The 18920-nt window shown below is 68.1% G+C and carries 14 protein-coding genes; 8 read left to right on the top strand and 6 right to left on the bottom strand.

What is annotated here, in order from left to right; genetic code table 11:
- Position 1: 1 nt before the first annotated feature.
- Positions 2–1039 (bottom strand): ABC transporter ATP-binding protein, encoded by a 1038-nt coding sequence (locus F6W70_RS04890; protein ID WP_288967751.1) that lies wholly within the window; start codon positions 1037–1039, stop codon positions 2–4.
- Positions 1032–1697, bottom strand: coding sequence for an ABC transporter permease (locus F6W70_RS04885; protein ID WP_055873523.1), 666 nt, complete (start codon positions 1695–1697; stop codon positions 1032–1034). The genes F6W70_RS04890 and F6W70_RS04885 overlap by 8 nt, the downstream gene beginning before the upstream one ends.
- A gap of 116 nt (positions 1698–1813) precedes the next feature.
- Between F6W70_RS04885 and F6W70_RS04880 the strand changes: the two genes are divergently transcribed.
- Positions 1814–2674, top strand: coding sequence for an IclR family transcriptional regulator (locus tag F6W70_RS04880; RefSeq protein ID WP_151486051.1), 861 nt, complete (start codon positions 1814–1816; stop codon positions 2672–2674).
- 92 nt (positions 2675–2766) lie between these two features.
- Here the strand turns inward: F6W70_RS04880 and F6W70_RS04875 are convergent, their stop codons facing one another.
- A complete protein-coding gene (locus tag F6W70_RS04875) occupies positions 2767–3753 on the bottom strand; it encodes a LacI family DNA-binding transcriptional regulator (protein ID WP_151486637.1) in 987 nt (328 codons plus the stop codon).
- A gap of 159 nt (positions 3754–3912) precedes the next feature.
- On the opposite strand from F6W70_RS04875, the gene F6W70_RS04870 reads away from it, so the two are divergent.
- From F6W70_RS04870 to F6W70_RS04845, 6 genes are all read left to right on the top strand, one after another.
- On the top strand, positions 3913–4830 hold the full coding sequence (locus F6W70_RS04870; RefSeq protein WP_017828770.1) for a carbohydrate ABC transporter permease: 918 nt from the start codon (positions 3913–3915) through the stop codon (positions 4828–4830).
- Positions 4831–4876: 46 nt separating this feature from the next.
- Positions 4877–5722, top strand: a complete 846-nt coding sequence (locus F6W70_RS04865; RefSeq protein WP_017828771.1) for a carbohydrate ABC transporter permease — start codon at positions 4877–4879, stop codon at positions 5720–5722.
- A gap of 69 nt (positions 5723–5791) precedes the next feature.
- The gene (locus F6W70_RS04860; RefSeq protein WP_055873532.1) at positions 5792–7147 is read left to right on the top strand and encodes an ABC transporter substrate-binding protein; all 1356 of its coding nucleotides are present in this window, start codon (positions 5792–5794) and stop codon (positions 7145–7147) included.
- Positions 7148–7232: 85 nt separating this feature from the next.
- The gene (locus F6W70_RS04855; RefSeq protein ID WP_151486050.1) at positions 7233–9002 is read left to right on the top strand and encodes a glycoside hydrolase family 35 protein; all 1770 of its coding nucleotides are present in this window, start codon (positions 7233–7235) and stop codon (positions 9000–9002) included.
- Positions 9003–9117: 115 nt separating this feature from the next.
- Positions 9118–10578, top strand: a complete 1461-nt coding sequence (locus F6W70_RS04850) for an MFS transporter (protein WP_151486049.1) — start codon at positions 9118–9120, stop codon at positions 10576–10578.
- A 247-nt stretch (positions 10579–10825) separates the two neighbouring features.
- Positions 10826–12712 (top strand): ABC transporter ATP-binding protein, encoded by a 1887-nt coding sequence (locus F6W70_RS04845; RefSeq protein ID WP_151486048.1) that lies wholly within the window; start codon positions 10826–10828, stop codon positions 12710–12712.
- Positions 12713–12855: 143 nt separating this feature from the next.
- Here the strand turns inward: F6W70_RS04845 and F6W70_RS04840 are convergent, their stop codons facing one another.
- The gene (locus F6W70_RS04840; protein WP_055864739.1) at positions 12856–14718 is read right to left on the bottom strand and encodes a phosphoenolpyruvate carboxykinase (GTP); all 1863 of its coding nucleotides are present in this window, start codon (positions 14716–14718) and stop codon (positions 12856–12858) included.
- A 112-nt stretch (positions 14719–14830) separates the two neighbouring features.
- Between F6W70_RS04840 and F6W70_RS04835 the strand changes: the two genes are divergently transcribed.
- Positions 14831–16273 (top strand): helix-turn-helix transcriptional regulator, encoded by a 1443-nt coding sequence (locus F6W70_RS04835; protein ID WP_017828778.1) that lies wholly within the window; start codon positions 14831–14833, stop codon positions 16271–16273.
- Positions 16274–16370: 97 nt separating this feature from the next.
- Here the strand turns inward: F6W70_RS04835 and F6W70_RS04830 are convergent, their stop codons facing one another.
- Positions 16371–17417 (bottom strand): winged helix DNA-binding domain-containing protein, encoded by a 1047-nt coding sequence (locus tag F6W70_RS04830; RefSeq protein ID WP_151486047.1) that lies wholly within the window; start codon positions 17415–17417, stop codon positions 16371–16373.
- A 44-nt stretch (positions 17418–17461) separates the two neighbouring features.
- Positions 17462–18910 carry a glyceraldehyde-3-phosphate dehydrogenase gene (locus tag F6W70_RS04825; protein WP_055873543.1) on the bottom strand — a complete coding sequence of 483 codons (1449 nt, stop codon included), beginning with the start codon at positions 18908–18910 and terminating at the stop codon, positions 17462–17464.
- Between the last annotated feature and the right edge of the window lie 10 nt (positions 18911–18920).

Below are 18920 nucleotides of genomic sequence, written 5' to 3'. Positions count from 1 at the left end.
GTCACTCGCCCTCCGTGCGGCGTGCGGGTGCGATGGCTCCGAGCGCGGCGGAGATCGCCGCCTGATCGATGGAGCCGACGATGCTCCCCCCACGCGTCACGTTGACGCGCGGGGCGCCGGTCAGGACCAAGAGGTCGAGCGCCTCGCGCAGCGAGGTCTGCTCGTCGATCGTCGCCACGGGAGCGTGGGAGTCCGGTGCGCCCACGTGCGCGCCGTTCACGGGGATGAGCGCGAGCCGCTTCAGCGCCGCCCCTTCGCCGATGAACGAGCGCACGTACTCGTTGGCCGGGTTCGCGAGGATGCGCGCCGGGGTGTCGAACTGCTCGATCCGGCTGCGCTCGCTCAGCACCGCGATGCGATCACCCATTCGGATGGCCTCTTCGAAGTCGTGCGTGACGAAGATGATCGTCTTGCCGATGTCGGCCTGCAGCCGGAGGAACTCCGCCTGCAGCTTCTCGCGCGTGATCGGATCGGTCGCGCCGAACGGCTCGTCCATGAGCATCACCGGAGGGTCGGCGGCGAGGGCTCGAGCGACTCCGACCCGCTGCTGCTGCCCGCCGGAGAGCTGGCGCGGGTAACGATCCGCGAAGGTACCAGGGTCGAGCTGCACCGTGTCGAGGAGCTCCTCGACACGTGCCGCGGTGCGCGCCTTCGACCAGCCGAGCAGCTTCGGCACGACGGCGATGTTCTCCGCGATCGTGAAGTGCGGGAACAGCCCGATCTGCTGGATCACGTACCCGATGTGGCGGCGCAGCTCGTTGCCGTCGAGGGAAAGGACGTCGTCGCCGTTGATGCGGATGGATCCGGATGACGGCTCGATGATGCGGTTGATCATCTTCATCGTGGTGGTCTTGCCGCAGCCGCTGGGGCCGACGAACATGACCAGCTCGCCGGGCTCGATGCGCATCGAGAAGTCCTCGACGGCGGGAGTCGACTGCCCCGGGTACTGCTTGGTGATGTGGTCGAGGACGATGTCGACGCCGCCCTGCTGCGAGGCGAGAGAGGTGAGTACGCCGGTGTTCGTGGTGATGTCAGACACGGAGGCCCCTTGAGGTGGTGAGACGGGCGATGAGCACGAGGATGCCGTCGAGGACGAGCGCGAGGAGGATCACGGCGACGGTGCCGGTGAGCGCGTAGTTGAGGGCGTTCTTGGATCCCAGGGAGGACAGCCCCTTGAAGATGTACTCGCCGAGTCCTGGGCCGGCGACATAGGCGGCGATCGCTGCGATGCCGACCGTGAGCTGCGCGGCGACGCGGATGCCGGTCATGATCACCGGCCAGGCGATCGGCAGCTGCACGGTGAAGAGCACCCGGGTGGGGCTGAGGCCCATCCCCCGTGCAGATTCCAGCACCGAGATCGGCACCTCACGGAGTCCGACGACGGTGTTGCGCACGACAGGGAGCAGGGAGTAGAAGACCAGCGCGACCACGGTCGGCAGCCAGCCGAGGCCGAGGATCGGGCTGAGCAGGGCGAGCAGCGCGAGCGAGGGGATCGTGATCGCGACAGCGGCGGCGGTCAGCACCGTCGTCCGGGCGATGCGTCGATTGCGGACGAGGATCCCCAGCCCGATCCCGATGGCCGAGGCCAGCGCGACGGAGATGAGCACGACGACGAGGTGATCGCGGGTCAGCTCGAGGATGTCGTCTGCGCGACGTGTGAGGAAGACCACGAGGTCTTCCCAGTTGAATCCGGTCAAGAGGGCTCCTGTCTCGTCGTTGAGGCCGGTACCGGGATGTCACTCACCGTAGCCGCTGTAACCATTTCGTCAAAGGGTGTTGTGACTATGGCAACTGGGCGAGATAGACTCACGCTGTGAACACCTCGACGACTCCCCCCACGCCCCGACGGAACTCCTCGGGTCTGGGGCGTGATATCGAGATCCTCGAACTGCTCGGCACCGACGATGCGCTGAGATCCGGGGGGCTCGGCGTCTCCCAGGTCGCACAGTCGACCGGACGGGACAAGGCGGTGGTGTCACGCACCCTGGCGACGCTGGCCGAGAGCGGCCTGGTCGAACGGGACGACGACACGCTGCGCTACCTGCTGGGACCGCGGCTGTACGCACTCGCCGCCCACACCGCCAGCACGACCCTCGTGCACGCCTCGCGCAGCATCCTGCGCCGGCTGGTCCAGTCGACGAGGGAGACCAGCCACCTCTGCGTGCTTCGCGGAGGCAACGTCCTCACCCTGTTGAGCGAACTCAGCCCGCACGATGTGCGGACCACAGGCTGGGCGGGTACGACCACGGCCGCTTGGCGCACCCCCTCGGGGCGGGCACTGCTGAGCGACTGGGATGAGGAGTCCCTCGCGCGATGGTACGAAGATCACGGTCAGGACCGGCCGCTGGTCGGCCGATTCGACCAGTCGGACCCCTCGGTGTTCCCCGTGCTCGATGCCCCGCCCCCCGGCAACGCCCCCGTGACCGATCTCGCCAGCCTCCTGACCGAGCTCGACCGCATCCGCGAGCAGGGTTACGCACTCTCCGACGAGGAGCTCGAGTTCGGCGTCGTCGCCGCGTCCGCACCGATCACTGACTTCACGGGGCGCATCGTCGCCGCGGTGAACGTCAGCGCTCCCAAGGCGCGCATCGGACAGCGCCTCGACGCCCTGGGCGTCTTCGTCTCACGCGCCGCACGGGAGCTCTCGTCGCGGCTGGGAGCGAGCGGAGTCTAACCCGGGCGGAGCCTCGCGCCTCAGGAGGATTCCGTTCTCACTCCCCTTCCCATGCAGGATCTTCTCCGCGACAGCGCGCGGAGTGAGTCGACTCAGCGCTTCCGCGGTGCCGCCGTGCTCTCGCGCACGATGAGCTCGGTGGCCACCAGCGGGGTCTGCTGCCGTTCGACGCCGTCGAGTTCCGCGAGCAGCGCGTCCACCGCGAGCGCTCCCACACGCTCCGGGTGCTGCTGCACCGTCGTCAGCGGCGGCCACAGCTGCGCGGCATCGGGCAGGCCGTCGAACCCGACGATGCTGACGTCTTCCGGAACGTCGCGCCCGACCTCGCGGAAGGCGCGCAGCACTCCGATCGCCATCTGGTCGTTCGCCGCGAACACGGCGGTGACCCCGTCGATCTCGCGCAGTTCCACACCGGCCGCGTAGCCGGATGCAGCGGTCCAATCGCCCGACAGAGGAGCCGGGACATCACGTCCGTGCCCTTCGAGGGTCTGCTGCCATGCTTCACGCCGACGCTCCGCCGAGTACGAGCGCGCAGGGCCGGTGACATGCCACACCGTCTCGTGCCCGAGCCCGAGCAGGTGCTCGGTCGCCAGACGCGCACCCTGCGCCTGGTCGGTGTCCACGAACGGGTGGGTGTCGCCGCGGTTCGAGTCGACGAACACGACCGGAAGCGCGTCGGGGATCTCGATGTCGGCCTCGTCGAGCTGATGAGCCTCGATCACGATGATGATGCCGTCGACCGCGTGTTCCTCCAGCCGTCGGAATGCTCCGGCCACAGTCTCACCGGCACTGGATTCGACGGGGATGAGAGTGAGGGCGTAGCCGAGCTGGGCGGCGCGTACGGCGATCGCATCGAGCGTGCACTGGTTGCCGTACGAGCTGAACGAGAACATCACGACACCGATGGTGCGGAATCGCCCTGATCGCAGCGCTCGAGCGGCACTGTTGGGTCGATAGCCGAGGCTGTTCATGGCCGCTTCGACGCGCTCGCGCGTGGCGGCGCCGACGTATCCCCTGGCATTCACGACGCGGGACACCGTCTGACCGGAGACACCGGCCTCCCTGGCGACGTCTTCCATCGAGGGCTCGCGTCTGCGCGTCGACGTCTCTGTCGGATGCTCTGGGGTCACGATCACCCATCCCCTCATATGTTGACGTTGACACACTACCAGTCCATCCAATATGTTGACGTTGACACACGGCGCACGGTGCGCCCGAAACGTAAGAAGGACTCGTCGATGACGACTGAAATCCCCGCAGCCCTGGGTGCCCCCGGCATCCGGCGCCGCGACAAGCGCGACTGGAAGGGATGGGCCTTCGTCGGCCCGTTCATGGTCGTGTTCGCCCTGGTGTTCCTGACACCCCTCGCCTATGCGCTCTATCTGAGCTTCTTCCAGGAGAAGCTCATCGGCGGCACCGCCTTCGTCGGGCTGGACAACTACGCACGCGCACTCTCCGATCCGCAGTTCTGGGAGGCGTTCGGCCGCGTGCTGGTCTTCCTCGTCGTGCAGGTGCCGATCATGCTGATCCTCGCGCTCGGAGCCGCTCTCGCCCTCGACAGCGCCCGCCTGCGCGGAGCATCCTTCTTCCGCATCCTGATCTTCCTGCCCTACGCGGTCCCCGCGGTGGTGGCGGTGCTGATGTGGGGCTACATCTACGGAGACCAGTTCGGTCTCACGAGCAACATCAACGACTTCCTCGGGGTCGACGCGATCACCCCGTTCGCGAAGGAATGGATGCTGCTCTCGATCGGCAACATCGTCACGTGGGAGTTCGTCGGCTACAACATGCTGATCTTCTACTCCTCGCTCAAGACCATCCCGACCGACATGTACGAGGCCGCTTCCCTCGACGGCGCCGGGGCCTGGCGCACGATCTTCTCGATCAAGATCCCCTCCGTGCGCGGGGCGCTCGTGATCGCGACGATCTTCTCGATCATCGGGAGCTTCCAGCTCTTCAACGAGCCCAACATCCTGCGTCCGCTGGCGCCGAACGTGATCACCACGTTCTTCACCCCGAACATGTACGCGTACAACCTGTCGTTCGCCGGGCAGCAGTTCAACTACGCCGCGACGATCGCCATCATCATGGGCGTCATCACCGCGGTCATCGCCTACGTCGTGCAGCTGCGCGGCTCGAAGTCGGAGGTGCGCTGACATGGCACTCCCCCTCGCCCGTCCCTCTCGCAGACGCCATGACCCGATGAATCCGCGTAAGTCCAACACGCTGCTCATCGTCATGATCCTGTACGCGCTGTACACCCTCGTCCCGCTGGTCTGGCTGCTGTTCAGCTCGACCAAGACGCAGGCCGGACTCTTCAGCTCGTTCGGACTGTGGTTCGCCGACGACTTCGCCTTCATCGACAACCTCGTCGCCACGTTCTCCTACCGCGACGGCATCTTCCTGCGCTGGTTGGGCAACACCCTGCTGTACGTGGTGGTGGGTGCGGGAGGAGCGACGCTGCTGGCCACCATGGCGGGTTACGGACTCGCGAAGTTCCGCTTCCCCGGGCGCCGTGCGGTGTTCGCCGTGGTCCTGGGCGCCGTGGCCGTGCCCGGCACCGCCCTCGCGGTCCCGACCTTCCTGCTCTTCAGCGAGCTCGGACTGACCAACACCCCGTGGGCGGTGATCATCCCGTCGCTGATCAGCCCGTTCGGTCTGTACCTGATCTGGGTGTTCGCGTCCGAGTCGGTGCCCACCGAGCTGCTCGAAGCCGCCCGTATCGACGGCGCCGGCGAGTTCCGCACGTTCTTCACGATCTCGATGCGACTACTCGCACCTGGCATCGTGACGGTCGCGCTGTTCACGGTGGTGGCCACCTGGAACAACTACTTCCTGCCCCTGATCATGCTGTCCGACCCCGCGTGGTATCCGCTCACCGTCGGGTTGAACCAGTGGAGCGCCCAGGCCATCGGGGCCGGATCCCAGCCCATCTACAACCTCGTGATCATGGGCTCGCTGCTCACGATCATCCCGATCGTCATCGCCTTCCTGCTGCTGCAGCGTTTCTGGCAGTCAGGTCTCACCGCGGGAAGCGTCAAGCAGTAGCTGCCCGCACCTCCCCTGCATCACCTCAGCGATCCGACGCTGGATCGCCCCTCCCGAAAGGACACAGCAATGAAGCACCTTCCCTCCCCGACGCGGCGCACCCTCGCGGTGCTGGCCGCGGGAACCGTGGCAGCGCTGGCGCTGGCCGGTTGCAGCACCGGCGGCGACACCGGTGCAGGCGGCAACGCGGGCTCCGGCTCCTTCGACTCCATCGAGGCCGCACTCGAGAAGGGCGGCGAGATCACGTACTGGTCGTGGACGCCGTCTGCCGAGGCGCAGGTCGAGGCTTTCCAGAAGGAATACCCCAACGTCAAGGTCAAGCTGGTGAACGCCGGGACCAACAACGAGGAGTACACCAAGCTGCAGAACGCGATCAAGGCGGGCTCCGGCGCCCCGGATGTCGTGCAGATCGAGTACTACGCCTTCCCGCAGTTCGCCCTGACCGACGCCTTCACCGACCTGTCCCAGTACGGCTTCGCAGACTTCGAGGACGACTACACCGCCTCGACCTGGAACTCGGTGACCGACGGCGACGCGATCTACGGCCTGCCGCAGGACTCCGGCCCCATGGCGCTGTTCTACAACAAGACGGTGTTCGACGCCGCCGGCGTCGCCGTGCCCACCACCTGGGACGAGTACTACGAGGCCGCCAAGGCGATCCACGCGGCGAACCCCGACGCGTACATCACCAACGACACGGGAGATGCAGGCTTCGCGACCTCGATGATCTGGCAGGCCGGCGGAAAGCCGTTCGAGACCTCGGGTACCGACGTCACGATCGACCTGCAGGACGCCGGGTCCGTGAAGTGGACCGAGAACTGGAACCGCCTCGTCGAGGAGGACCTGCTCGCACCGTACGGCAGCTGGAGCGACGAGTGGTTCCGCGCCCTGGGCGACGGCAGCCTCGCCAGCCTCGTGATCGGCGCATGGATGCCCGCGAACCTCATCTCTGGTGCCCCCGACGGTGCCGGAGACTGGCGCGTCGCGCCGATGCCGACGTACGACGGCGCCCCCGCGAGCGCGGAGAACGGCGGTGGCGGCCAGGCCGTCACGAAGCAGAGCAAGAACCCGGAGCTGGCTGCCGGATTCCTGTGGTGGCTGAACAACTCGGAGGAGAGCATCTCGATCTTCCTCGAGACCGGTGGCTTCCCCTCGACCACCGCTGAGCTGTCGAGCAAGGAGTTCCTCGCCGAGGCCCCGGAGTACTTCGGCGGTCAGAAGATCAACGAGGTCCTCGCCGCTGCGGCCGATGACGTGGTCGAGGGCTGGAGCTACCTGCCCTACCAGGTCTACGCGAACAGCATCTTCGGTGACACCGTCGGCCAGTCGTACCAGGACGGCACCGACCTGAACAAGGGCCTCACCGCCTGGCAGGACGCGCTGGTCGAGTACGGCAACGCGCAGGGCTTCAGCGTCAACAAGTGATACCCGCGGGCTGAACCGGTTCCGGCCCCCCATCCCCCACCCCACGGGACCGGTTCAGCCCGCCTCATCGAAAGCACCACGACACGTGACATCCTTCTCCCTCGGCGACACCGACTTCCTCCGCGACGGACAGCCGCATCAGGTGATCTCCGGCGCCATCCACTACTTCCGCGTGCACCCCGACCAGTGGCAGGACCGCATCCGCAAGGCCCGGTTGATGGGGCTGAACACGATCGAGACCTACGTCGCCTGGAACGCGCACGAACCGCGACGCGGTGAGTGGGACGCGAGCGGATGGAACGACCTCGGACGCTTCCTCGACCTGATCCACGCCGAGGGTCTCGACGCGATCGTGCGACCCGGCCCCTACATCTGTGCCGAGTGGCACAACGGGGGCCTTCCGGTGTGGCTGACGGGGAGCGTCGAGGGGCTGCGCTCCTCCGCTGCCGACTTCCTCGTCGAGGTGAGCGCCTACCTGCGCCGCGTGTACGACATCGTCGCTCCGCGGCAGATCGATCGGGGCGGCCCCGTCGTGCTGGTGCAGATCGAGAACGAGTACGGCGCCTACGGATCCGACCGGGCCTATCTCGAGGCTCTGGTCGCTGTCACCCGCGATGCCGGGATCACCGTTCCGCTGACGACCGTCGATCAGCCCGTCGATCAGATGCTGAGCGACGGCAGCCTCCCCGAGCTGCACAAGACCGGGTCATTCGGCTCCCGCAGCGCGGAACGGCTGGCGACCCTGCGCCGGCACCAGAGCACCGGTCCGCTGATGTGCTCGGAGTTCTGGGACGGCTGGTTCGACTGGTGGGGCGGCGTGCATCACACCACCGATGTCGCCACGGCCGCCGCCGACCTCGACGAGCTGCTGGCGGCCGGTGCTTCGGTCAACATCTACATGTTCCACGGCGGCACCAACTTCGCGCTGACCAACGGCGCGAACCACAAGGGTCGCTATCTGCCGCTGGTGACCTCCTACGACTACGACGCCCCGCTCGACGAGGCCGGCAACCCCACGGAGAAGTTCTTCGCCTTCCGCGAGGTCATCGCCCGGTATGCGCCGGTGCCGGATGAGCTTCCGGCTGCGGCCGAGGCAGCGCCCGCGTTCGAAGTTCCGCTCACGCCCGCGGGCGCCTGGACGGACCTCGCGGGTCCTGCGTCGACGACCGCGCAGCCCGAGACCTTCGACGCACTCGGCCACCTCAGCGCCCTCGTGCGCTACGACACCGAGCTTCGGGATGCACGCGGCGGATTGCTCGTCGTCGACGAGGTGCGCGATCTGGCGTGGGTGAGCGTCGACGACCGCGTGGTCGGCACGCTCTCGCGCACCCGGCACGACCGGGCGATCCGGATCCCGGACGGCCGGACCCTCAGCATCCTGGTCGAGGATCAGGGTCGGGTGAACTACGACCACCGCCTCGGCGAGGAGAAGGGTCTGATCGGCGAGATCACCCTCGACGGCGCGCCGGTGACGGGCTGGCGCTCGACGCCATTGGATGTCGCAGCGATCGCCGCGGAGGTCGACGCCGAGATCGATACCGAGCTCGACGCCACTACCGGCACCGACGCCGCCGATGTCCTGAAGACGGGCCCGGCTGCGTGGACCAGCTCGTTCACCCTGGATGCACCGACGGACCTCTTCCTGGACACCATGGCCTGGAGCAAGGGCTACGCGTTCGTGAACGGTTTCTTCCTCGGCCGCTATTGGCGCAACGGTCCGCAGCGCACGCTCTCCGTGCCCGCACCTGCCACGAGAGAGGGTGCGAACCGTCTGGTCGTGCTGGAACTCGAGAACGTCGTGGAGCCGCGCGCCGTCTTCGTCGGTGCCCCCTCGCTCGGCGACACGGAGGAATAGCACCGCTGAGGCGCCCGCCCGGATGACACGCGAAAAGCGCGCACAGCAAACACTCAGGAAGGCGTAAACTCGCCCGAGTCCCTTGGTATACCGGGGACTCGATCGGAGGAGTTCCATGAGTACTGCCACTGCGCCCGCGAATCCTCGCTCGCGCGTCATCACCGCGAGCCTGGTCGGCACCACGATCGAGTTCTACGGCTTCTACGCGTATGCCACGGCTGCCGTACTCGTGTTCCCGGTGCTGTTCTTCCCCACCGGGAACGACACCACCTCGCTCCTGTCGTCGTTCGCGGTGTTCGGCGCCGCGATGGTCGCCCGCCCGATCGGCGCCGTGGTGTTCGGCCACTTCGGCGACAAGTTCGGGCGCAAAGCCACGCTGGTGGCCTCGCTGCTGACGATGGGCATCGCGACCTTCGTCATCGGCCTGCTGCCGACGTACCAGGACATCGGATGGTGGGCGGCACTCCTGCTGCTGATCCTCCGGCTCGCGCAGGGCTTCGCGCTCGGCGGCGAATGGTCGGGGGCGGCGCTGGTCGCCACCGAGAACGCCCCGAAGGGCAAGCGCGCCTGGTACGGCACCTTCCCGCAGCTGGGTGCACCGCTGGGCTTCATCATCGCGAACTTCCTCTTCCTCGCCATCAACTGGCTGCTGCCGCATGCCGAGAACCCGGTGCTGAAGTCCGAGGCGTTCCTCTCCTGGGGCTGGCGCATCCCGTTCCTGTTCTCGGCCGTGATGGTCATCATCGGGCTGTGGGTGCGACTGAAGCTCGTCGAGTCCGACACCTTCAAGAAGGCCGAGACGAAGGGCGTGATCCGCAAGCTTCCGCTCGCGACCGTCTTCCGTCACCACTGGAAGCAGCTCATCCTCGGCACGTTCATCATGCTGGCGACCTACGTGCTGTTCTATCTGATGACGAACTTCACCCTCGCCTACGGCACCAAGCCTGCCTCGCTGGAGACGGCATCGGCCGCAGCGAAGGCCGCGGCAGAGGCGACGGGCGCCCCGTTCGACCCGACCAAGTTCGCGGCCCAGTTCTATCCCGGCCTCGGCTTCGGCTACACCGACTTCGTGCTGATGCAGATCATCGGCGTCGTGTTCTTCGGCATCTTCACGCTGCTCTCCGGTCCCATCGCCGACGCGATCGGACGACGCAAGCTCCTGCTGTGGGTCACAGGTGTGATCATCGTGTTCGGCTTCACGTTCAACACGTTCCTGCTCCCTGCCGCCGACCCGAAGTTCACCGGTGCGCTCGCACAGGCCTTCCTGGTGTTCGGCTTCATGCTGATGGGAGCAACGTTCGGCCCGATGGGCGCTCTGCTGCCCGAGCTGTTCCCGACCAACGTCAGGTACACCGGCTCGGCGATCGCGTACAACGTGTCGTCGATCCTGGGCGCGGCCGTGGCGCCGCTGATCGCGCTCTGGCTGTGGTCGCTCGGTGACGGCGCTCCGTGGCTGGTGGGCCTGTACCTGTCGGCGATGGGTGTGCTGACCTTCATCGCGCTCCTCCTCAGCCCGGAGACCAAGGACCACGACTACGACGACGACCTCGGCGTCGCGGCGGCCGTCGAGCTGTGATGCTGCGGCCGTGACGACTCACGTCACGGCCGCAGGAACTCCTCGATCGCGGCGATCGTGGTCGTGTTTTCGAGATGCCGCACGGTGCGGATGCCACGCACTCGATCAGTTCGTGGGTGCCGGTGCCGCAGCAGGCGCCCCAGATGCATCGACGATTCTGCCGCCACCGAGCCGCGTTCAGCCCCTCCATAGGATTCGACCGCGAACGAAGTACGGTCGAAGTACCATCTCCAGATAGAGGTCCCGCATGTCCGGTTCGGCGACAGCACGCCGCCGCGGACGTGGCGCGCAGCCCGAAGGCCCCCGCGCCACCTTCCGCCAGCTCCTCCCCTTCCTCTTCGAGCACAAGCGCACCCTCATCGTGGTCGCGGTGCTCAGCGTCATCGGCGCGGCGACGTCGCTCGTGCAGCCGTTGCTCGTCGGTCAGGTCATCGAGGCGGTGCAGTCCGACACCGGCATCGGGATCCTCGTGTGGCTGCTCGTGGGCTTCGTGGTCGTGTCGTCTGTCATCTCCGGCTTCCAGCACTACCTCCTCCAGCGCACGGGCACCGCGGTCGTGTACTCGAGCCGCCGCAAGCTGATCGCCCGCATCCTGCATCTGCCCACGTCGGAGTTCGACGCCCGCCGCACCGGCGACCTCGTCTCGCGCGTGGGCACCGACACGACCCTGCTCTACGCCGTGCTCACCCAGGGCCTCGCAGACGCGGTCGGCAGCGCCGTGCTCTTCCTCGGCGCGCTCATCGCGATGCTCGTGATCGATCCCCTCCTGCTGCTGCTCATCGTCGTGGTGATCGGCATCTCGGTCGCAGTGGTCGTGTTGCTCAGCGGGCGCATCCGCACCGCGTCGACCGCGCAGCAGGAGAAGGTGGGCGAGCTGGCCTCCGGTGTCGAACGCGCCGTGGGCTCGATCCGCACCATCCGCGCGTCTGGTGCGACCGAGCGCGAGACCACCGCGGTGTCCGAGCTCGCGTCCGACGCCTACGGCATCGGCGTGCGCATCGCCAAGATCTCCTCGATGGTCGTGCCCGTCTCCGGCATCGCCCTGCAGCTGTCGCTGCTCGTCGTCCTCGGCGTGGGCGGATTCCGCGTGGCCGCAGGAGCCATCACGATCGCCTCGCTGATCTCGTTCATCATGTTCCTGTTCCTGCTCGTGATGCCGCTGGCCACGACGTTCGGAGCGATCACATCGGTGAACCAGGCCCTCGGGGCGCTCGGACGCATCCAGGAGGTGCTCGACCTGCCCACCGAGTCGCAGGACGATGAGAAGATCGCCGCGTCGCTGCCCCATGAGACGGCAGCACCGGATGCGCCGGCGATCGAATTCCGCGACGTGCGCTTCCACTACCCGGCGAATGTCGTGGCCGCGCGTCAGGCCGCCGCCAAGGAGGCACGGAATCTGCTCGCCGACGCGCACCTGGAGTCGGCAGAGGATGCCGCACCGGCCGCCCAGGACCACGAAGTGCTGCGCGGGGTCTCCTTCGCCGTGCCGCACGGCTCCCGCGTCGCCCTGGTCGGCCCCAGCGGGGCGGGCAAGAGTACGATCCTGTCGCTGATCGAGCGCTTCTACGACCCCACGGGCGGATCGATCCGCCTGCACGGTCACGATGCGCGCACCTACCCGCGCGACGAGCTCCGCGCCCACTTCGGCTACGTCGAACAGGATGCGCCGACGCTGGCCGGCACACTCGCCGAGAACCTGCGGCTCGCCTCCCCCGAAGCGACGGACGCCGACTGCGAACGAGTGCTGCGCGCCGTGAACCTGGGCGACGTGCTGGAGCGCAACCCGCTCGGGATCGAGGCTCCGGTGGGCGAGGACGGCGTGATGCTCTCCGGTGGTGAGCGTCAGCGCCTCGCGATCGCCCGCGCCCTGCTCACCGACGCCCCGATCCTGCTGCTCGACGAGTCCACGTCATCGCTCGACGGTGTGAACGAGCAGCGCATGCGCGAGGCCATCGACGCGGTATCCACCGACCGCACGCTCATCGTGATCGCGCACCGCCTCTCGACCGTCGTCGACAGCGACCTGATCGTGGTGCTGCAGGACGGCGTCGTGGTCGGCCAGGGTACGCACACCGAGCTCGTGGAATCGACGCCGCTGTACCGGGACCTCGCACGTCACCAGCTGCTCGCCTGACGCCACCTGTTCCCGGGCAACACGAAGGCGGGACGTCGGAGACCACTCAGCCATGGGTTCGTCTCTGATGTCCCGCCTTCGCGGGTCTGCAGGGCACGGAGCCCTGAGGGTGCCGGCTCCCCCGAACCGGCACCGGTCTGGGGTTACGCCTTGTCGAGGCGGTAGCGCAGCGAGGCCAGCTCGGCACGCAGGGCCGCGGGAACCTTGTCACCGAAGGTGTCGTAGAACGCCTCGGTCAGGTCGGCCTCGGTCTTCCACGCCTCGGCATCGACGGAGAACAGCTCGTCGAGGTCGGCGGCGGGGATGTCGAGTCCGTCGAGGTTGAGGTCCTCCACGCGCGGCAGGCGTCCGATCGGGCTGTCGACCGCGGAGACATCGCCCGCGATGCGGCGGATGATCCAGTCGACGACACGCGAGTTGTCGCCGAAGCCCGGCCACAGGAACCGGCCGTCGGCACCGCGGCGGAACCAGTTCACCTGGAAGATGCGCGGCGCCCGGTCGAAGCGAAGACCGCGACCGACCTTGAGCCAGTGACCGAAGTAGTCCGCCATGTTGTAGCCGCAGAAGGGCAGCATCGCGAACGGGTCGCGGCGCAGCTCCCCCACGGTTCCCTCAGCGGCAGCGGTGCGCTCGGACGAGATGTTCGAGCCGAGGAAGACGCCGTGCGTCCAGTCGGTGGCCTCGACCACGAGCGGGACGTTGCTGGCGCGGCGTCCGCCGAACAGGATGACGTCGAGCGGCACGGCCTCTTCCCAGTCCTCGGAGATCTGCGGGCACTGCGCCGCCGACACCGTGAAGCGGGAGTTGGGGTGCGCGGCCGGTCGGCCGGACTCGGGGGTCCAGTCGTTGCCCTCCCAGTCGATCAGGTGCGCGGGCGCCTCGTCGGTCAGACCCTCCCACCACACGTCGCCGTCGGGGCGGAGCGCGACGTTGGTGAAGATCGTGTTGCCCCACAGCGTCTCGACCGCGGTGACGTTGGTCGACTCGCCGGTGCCGGGTGCGACGCCGAAGAAGCCGGCCTCGGGGTTGATGGCCCACATGCGGCCGTCTTCGCCCGGACGGATCCAGGCGATGTCGTCACCGAGGGTCTCGACGCGCCAGCCGGGGATGGTCGGGCGGAGCATCGCGAGGTTCGTCTTCCCGCAGGCCGACGGGAAGGCCGCGGCCACGTGGTACGCCTTGCCCTGGGGGTCGATCACGCGGATGAGCAGCATGTGCTCGGCGAGCCAGCCCTCGTCGCGTGCGATCACCGAGGCGATGCGCAGCGCGAAGCACTTCTTGGCCAGGATCGCGTTGCCGCCGTAGCCCGAGCCGTAGGAGTAGACCTCGAGCGTCTCGGGGAAGTGCACGATGTACTTGTCATCGTTGCAGGGCCACTCGGCATCCTGCTCGCCCGGTGCGAGCGGAGCACCGACCGAGTGCACGGTCTTGACCCACGGCGCCCCCTCGGCGATCTGACGAGTGACGGCATCGCCGACGCGGGTCATGATGCCGATCGAGGCGACCGCGTAGGCGCTGTCGGTGATCTGGACGCCGATGTGCGAGAGCGGACCGCCGACGCGTCCCATCGAGAACGGCACGACGTACATCGTGCGGCCGCGCATCGATCCCTCGAAGATCTCGTCCATCTTGGCGTGCATCTCGGCGGGGGCCGCCCAGTTGTTCGTGGGGCCCGCGTCCTCTTCGCGCTCGGAGGAGATGAAGGTGCGTCCCTCGGTGCGGGCGACGTCGCTGGGGTGCGAACGGGCGAGGTAGGAACCGGGGCGCCATTCGGGGTTGAGCTTGATCAGCTTGCCCTCGTCGACGAGTCCGCGCAGGAGCCAGTCGTTCTCGGCGGGCGAGCCGTCGACCCAGTGCACCGCGTCGGGCTGGGTGAGTGCGCGGATCTCCTCGACCCAGGCGGCCAGCTCGGCCATCGCGGGGGTGTCATACGTCGGAGCCGCGCCGAACGTACGCGTCTGTGCGACGGGAGACGTGCGGGGGGTGAAGACTTCGGCGATAGCCATGACGTGTGCTCCTTTGAAGTGTGGGGCGTTGCACCTATCTTCTTCCGGTTCGAGCGCGACTTTCGGCCATTTCGAGCGATAAGAACTTCAATTCTTTCGCTAGACTCAAGGAATGGCGTCCTCCGGCATCCACCTCACGACTCTCGGCCACCGCATCCGTCACCACCGGTTGGAGAACGGGTTCACGCTCGACGAGCTCGGTGCTCTCGTCGGCGTCGCCGGTTCGCAGCTGAGCCTGATCGAGAACGGCAAGCGCGAGCCCAAGCTCTCGCTGCTGCAGGCGATCGCCCAGGCGACCAAGACGGAGGTGACCGATCTCATCTCCGGGGAGCCGCCGAACCGCCGTGCCGCTCTCGAGATCGCCCTCGAACGCGCACAGGAGAGCCCGGTCTTCCGCCAGCTCGGCGTCGCGCCCGTGCGCGTGACCAAGGGCATGAGCGACGAGACCATCGAATCGGTCCTCGGCCTGCACCGGGAGCTGGAGCGTCGCGAACGCGAGGCCATCGCCACACCGGAGGAGGCGCGGCGCGCGAACACCGAGCTGCGGCTGCGGATGCGCGCGCAGAACAACTACCTCCCCGAGATCGAGAAGCTCGCCGAGAAGCACCTCAAGGCCGCGGGACACGTGCAGGGCGCTCTCACGCACCGCACCGTGAGCATCATGGCCGAGAAGCTCGGATTCGAGCTGATCTACGTCAACGACCTCCCCCATTCGACCCGATCGGTCACCGACCTCGAGAACGGACGCATCTACCTGCCGCCGGCCTCGATCCCCGGCGGTCACGGTCTGCGGTCGATGGCGCTGCAGGCCATGGCGCACCGCCTGCTCGGGCACGCCCCGCCCACCGACTACGCCGACTTCCTGCAGCAGCGCCTCGAGATCAACTACTTCGCCGCGTGCTGCCTGATGCCGGAGACCGCATCGGTCGCGTTCCTGCAGCAGGCGAAGAAGGATCGCAACCTCGCGGTCGAGGACTTCCGAGACGGCTTCGGCGTGACGCACGAGGCGGCGGGCATGCGCATGACCAACCTGCTGACGCAGCACCTCGGCATGGCGCTGCATTTCCTGCGCGTCGACTCCACCGGCGCCATCACCCGCGTGTACGAGAACGACGACCTGCCGCTGCCGATGGATGTGACGGGCGCGGTCGAGGGACAGCGGGTGTGCCGGAAGTTCCAGGCGCGCGCGGCGTTCACGCAGCAGAACCGCACGGTCGAGCACCACCAGTACACCGACACCCCCTCCGGCACGTTCTGGTGCTCCACCCAGACCGGCTCGTCGAGCGACGGCGAATTCTCGGTGACCGTCGGCGTGCCCTTCGACGACGCACGATGGTGGCGTGGACGCGAGACCGGCGACAGGGCCGTGTCGACCTGCCCCGACGAGTCGTGCTGCCGACGCCCCTCGGCCGAGCTGAGCGACCGTTGGAGCGGAAGGGCCTGGCCGAGCGCACGCGTGCACACCCACATGTTCTCCCCGCTCCCCCGCGGCGCGTTCCCCGGTGTCGACGACAACGAGGTCTACAACTTCCTCGCACGCCACGCGAGCGAGTAGTCGCGGCGGCCGGTCGAGGCAGGAGCCGGCGCCGGTCGAGGCGGGAGCGGGCGCCGAGGCGGGAGCGGGCGCCGAGGCGCGAGGATGCCGCGCCGGCTCAGTCGTCGGCGAACGCGGCGAACCGGGCGAGGGCGGCGGCCACAGCGGCGGGATCCTCCGGCCGCTCGAACAGCGCGGGCGGAGCGTCGCGTGTCGCGCCCGCGTGCGACCAGGTGCCGATCACGCGCCCCTGCTCGACCAGGGTCGGACGCACCATCCCGTTCTTGCCGGGGCCGACGGCTGCGAGATGCTCCTGCGCGCAGACGGTCGTGCGGTCGGCGTACGAGATGTAGTACTCGTCGAACGCGCCGAGGGCGTGGACGGGCGGCGCCCCGGTCGTGCGTCGAGGGCGCCGGCGGGGCGCGAAGAGTCCGTCGCCGAGGTCCTCCACCCTCTCGGCCGCCCGCGCGGCCGCCTCGCGCGCCTGGCCGAGGGTGAGCCCCGACCACCAGGCGAAGTCGGCGATCGCGGCGGGGCCGTGTCCGTCGATGTAGCGGACGAACAACTCGGCGAGCGGATCGTCGGGGACGGCGTGCTCGCGGATGTGTTCCTCCACGAGCACGAAGCGCTGCTCGCGGGTGACACCTTCCCGCGGGACGACGGGTCCCTGGCAGATCAGGCCGTCGATCGTGAGGGTGAACAGCAGATGGATGCCGCGCTGGCCCGCGGGATCGATGCCGATGCTCTCGAGGATCTCGAACACCTCGGCACGGGTGCACCCGCCGTCGCGCAGCGCCGGGGTCAGTGCCCTGACGGCCGCGACGACCATGTCGTCGTCGATGCCGAGGTCGCGGTGTCGGGAGGCCGCCTGCTGACGCTGGCGCCCAGCGGTGACCTGGAGCATCCAGCCGAGGTCGCGCGCGGGAACCGTGTGCAGTGTGCCGCGCATGGTCCAGCCGCGCACGATGTCACCGCGGTCGAAGGCACGGTCGACGTCGCGCAGCCGCACCGGGTTCCCGGTGCGGACGGCGAGCGCCCATCGTCCGGCCGTGAAGTCCTGACTCTGCACGGCGAGCATGTGATGCGCGGCATCCGTCACGGTGCGCGCCGGCGCCGTGAGCCGGTGCGATCGGAGGCGCTCGGCGAGCAGGGTCGCGGTCTTCATGACCTCATCATGCCGGGCGCCACCGACCCGGCGCACGGATCGCGTCAGCCCTGCAGGGTGACCTCTGGACGTTCGGGGAGCACGATCGGGTGCGAGCCCGCCATGACCTCGAGCACGCGGATGACCTGGCAGGAGTACCCGAACTCGTTGTCGTACCAGACGTAGAGGATGAGGGTGTCCTCGTCGGCGATCGTGGCGAGGCCGTCGACGATGCCCGCCCGGTGGGAGCCGACGAAGTCGGTGGAGACCACGTCGGGGCTCTCGACGTAGTCGATCTGCTGACGCAGCTTCGAGTGCAGCGACACGCGGCGCAGGTAGTCGTTGACCTGGTCCTTCGTGGCGGGGCGCGCGATCGTCAGGTGCAGCACGGCGAGCGAGACGTCGGGGGTGGGAACGCGGATCGAGCTGCCGGTGAGCTTGCCCTCCAGCTGCGGGAGCGCCTTGGCGACCGCCTTCGCGGCCCCCGTCTCGGTGATGACCATGTTGAGCACCGCCGAGCGTCCGCGACGGTCGCCCTTGTGGAAGTTGTCGATCAGGTTCTGGTCGTTCGTGAACGAGTGCACGGTCTCGACGTGCCCCTTGACGACGCCGTACGCCTCGTCGATCGCCGCGAGCACGGGCGTGATGGCGTTGGTCGTGCAGGATGCGGCCGAGAGGATGCGGTCGGTGTCGGCGATCGTATCGTCGTTGATCCCGTGGACGATGTTCTTGAGAGGGCTCTTCCCCGGCGCGGTGAGCAGCACACGGGCGACGCCCTTGGAACGCAGGTGCTGCGAGAGGCCGGCTTCGTCGCGCCAGCGCCCGGTGTTGTCGACGACGATCGCGTCGTGGATGCCGTGGGCGGTGTAGTCGATGGTCGCGGGGTCGTCGGAGTAGATCACCTGGATGCGGGTGCCGTTCGCGATGATCTGCTCGGCTTCCTCGTCGACGGTGACCGACCCGGCGAACCGACCGTGCACGGAGTCGCGCAGCAGCAGGGATGCGCGCTTGACGAGGTCGTTCTCGGCGCCGCGGCGGACGACGATGGCGCGCAGACGCAGTCCGCTGCCTCCGCCGGTGTGGGCGATGAGGATGCGGGCGAGGAGGCGACCGATGCGTCCGAAGCCGTAGAGCACGACGTCGGTGGGTTCGGCGGCGACGGCTCCCATGGCGGGCGCGAGCACCTCGGCGAGGTAGGTCTCCAGCGGCTGCCCGCTCTCGGCGTGTCCGGCGACGAGCCGGGCGACGTCGAGGGAGGAGGCGCCGGGAGCAAGGGCATGGATCGCTTCCAGCACGGCGAGGCTGTCTTCGATCGGGAGCCGCTCGTGCCCGAGCTGCGCGACGCGCTCGTGCACTTCGACGAGGCCGGTCGCCGACAGGCCGAGCAGCCGGTGCCCGTGGAGAGAGGTGACCACGTCGTGTTCGCGTCGGAGCGCCCCGATGAGCGGGATCATCCGCTCCGCCAGCTCTTCGCTCTCAGTCCAGTCGTCGCGGTGTGCCGCGGAATCGTTCATCTGCGTCCTT

Origin of the sequence: Microbacterium maritypicum (assembly GCF_008868125.1) — a bacterium.
Classification (GTDB): Bacteria; Actinomycetota; Actinomycetes; order Actinomycetales; family Microbacteriaceae; genus Microbacterium; species Microbacterium maritypicum.
Note: the sequence above shows the minus strand (reverse complement) of the source record. Positions and strands in the feature narration are given on the sequence as shown.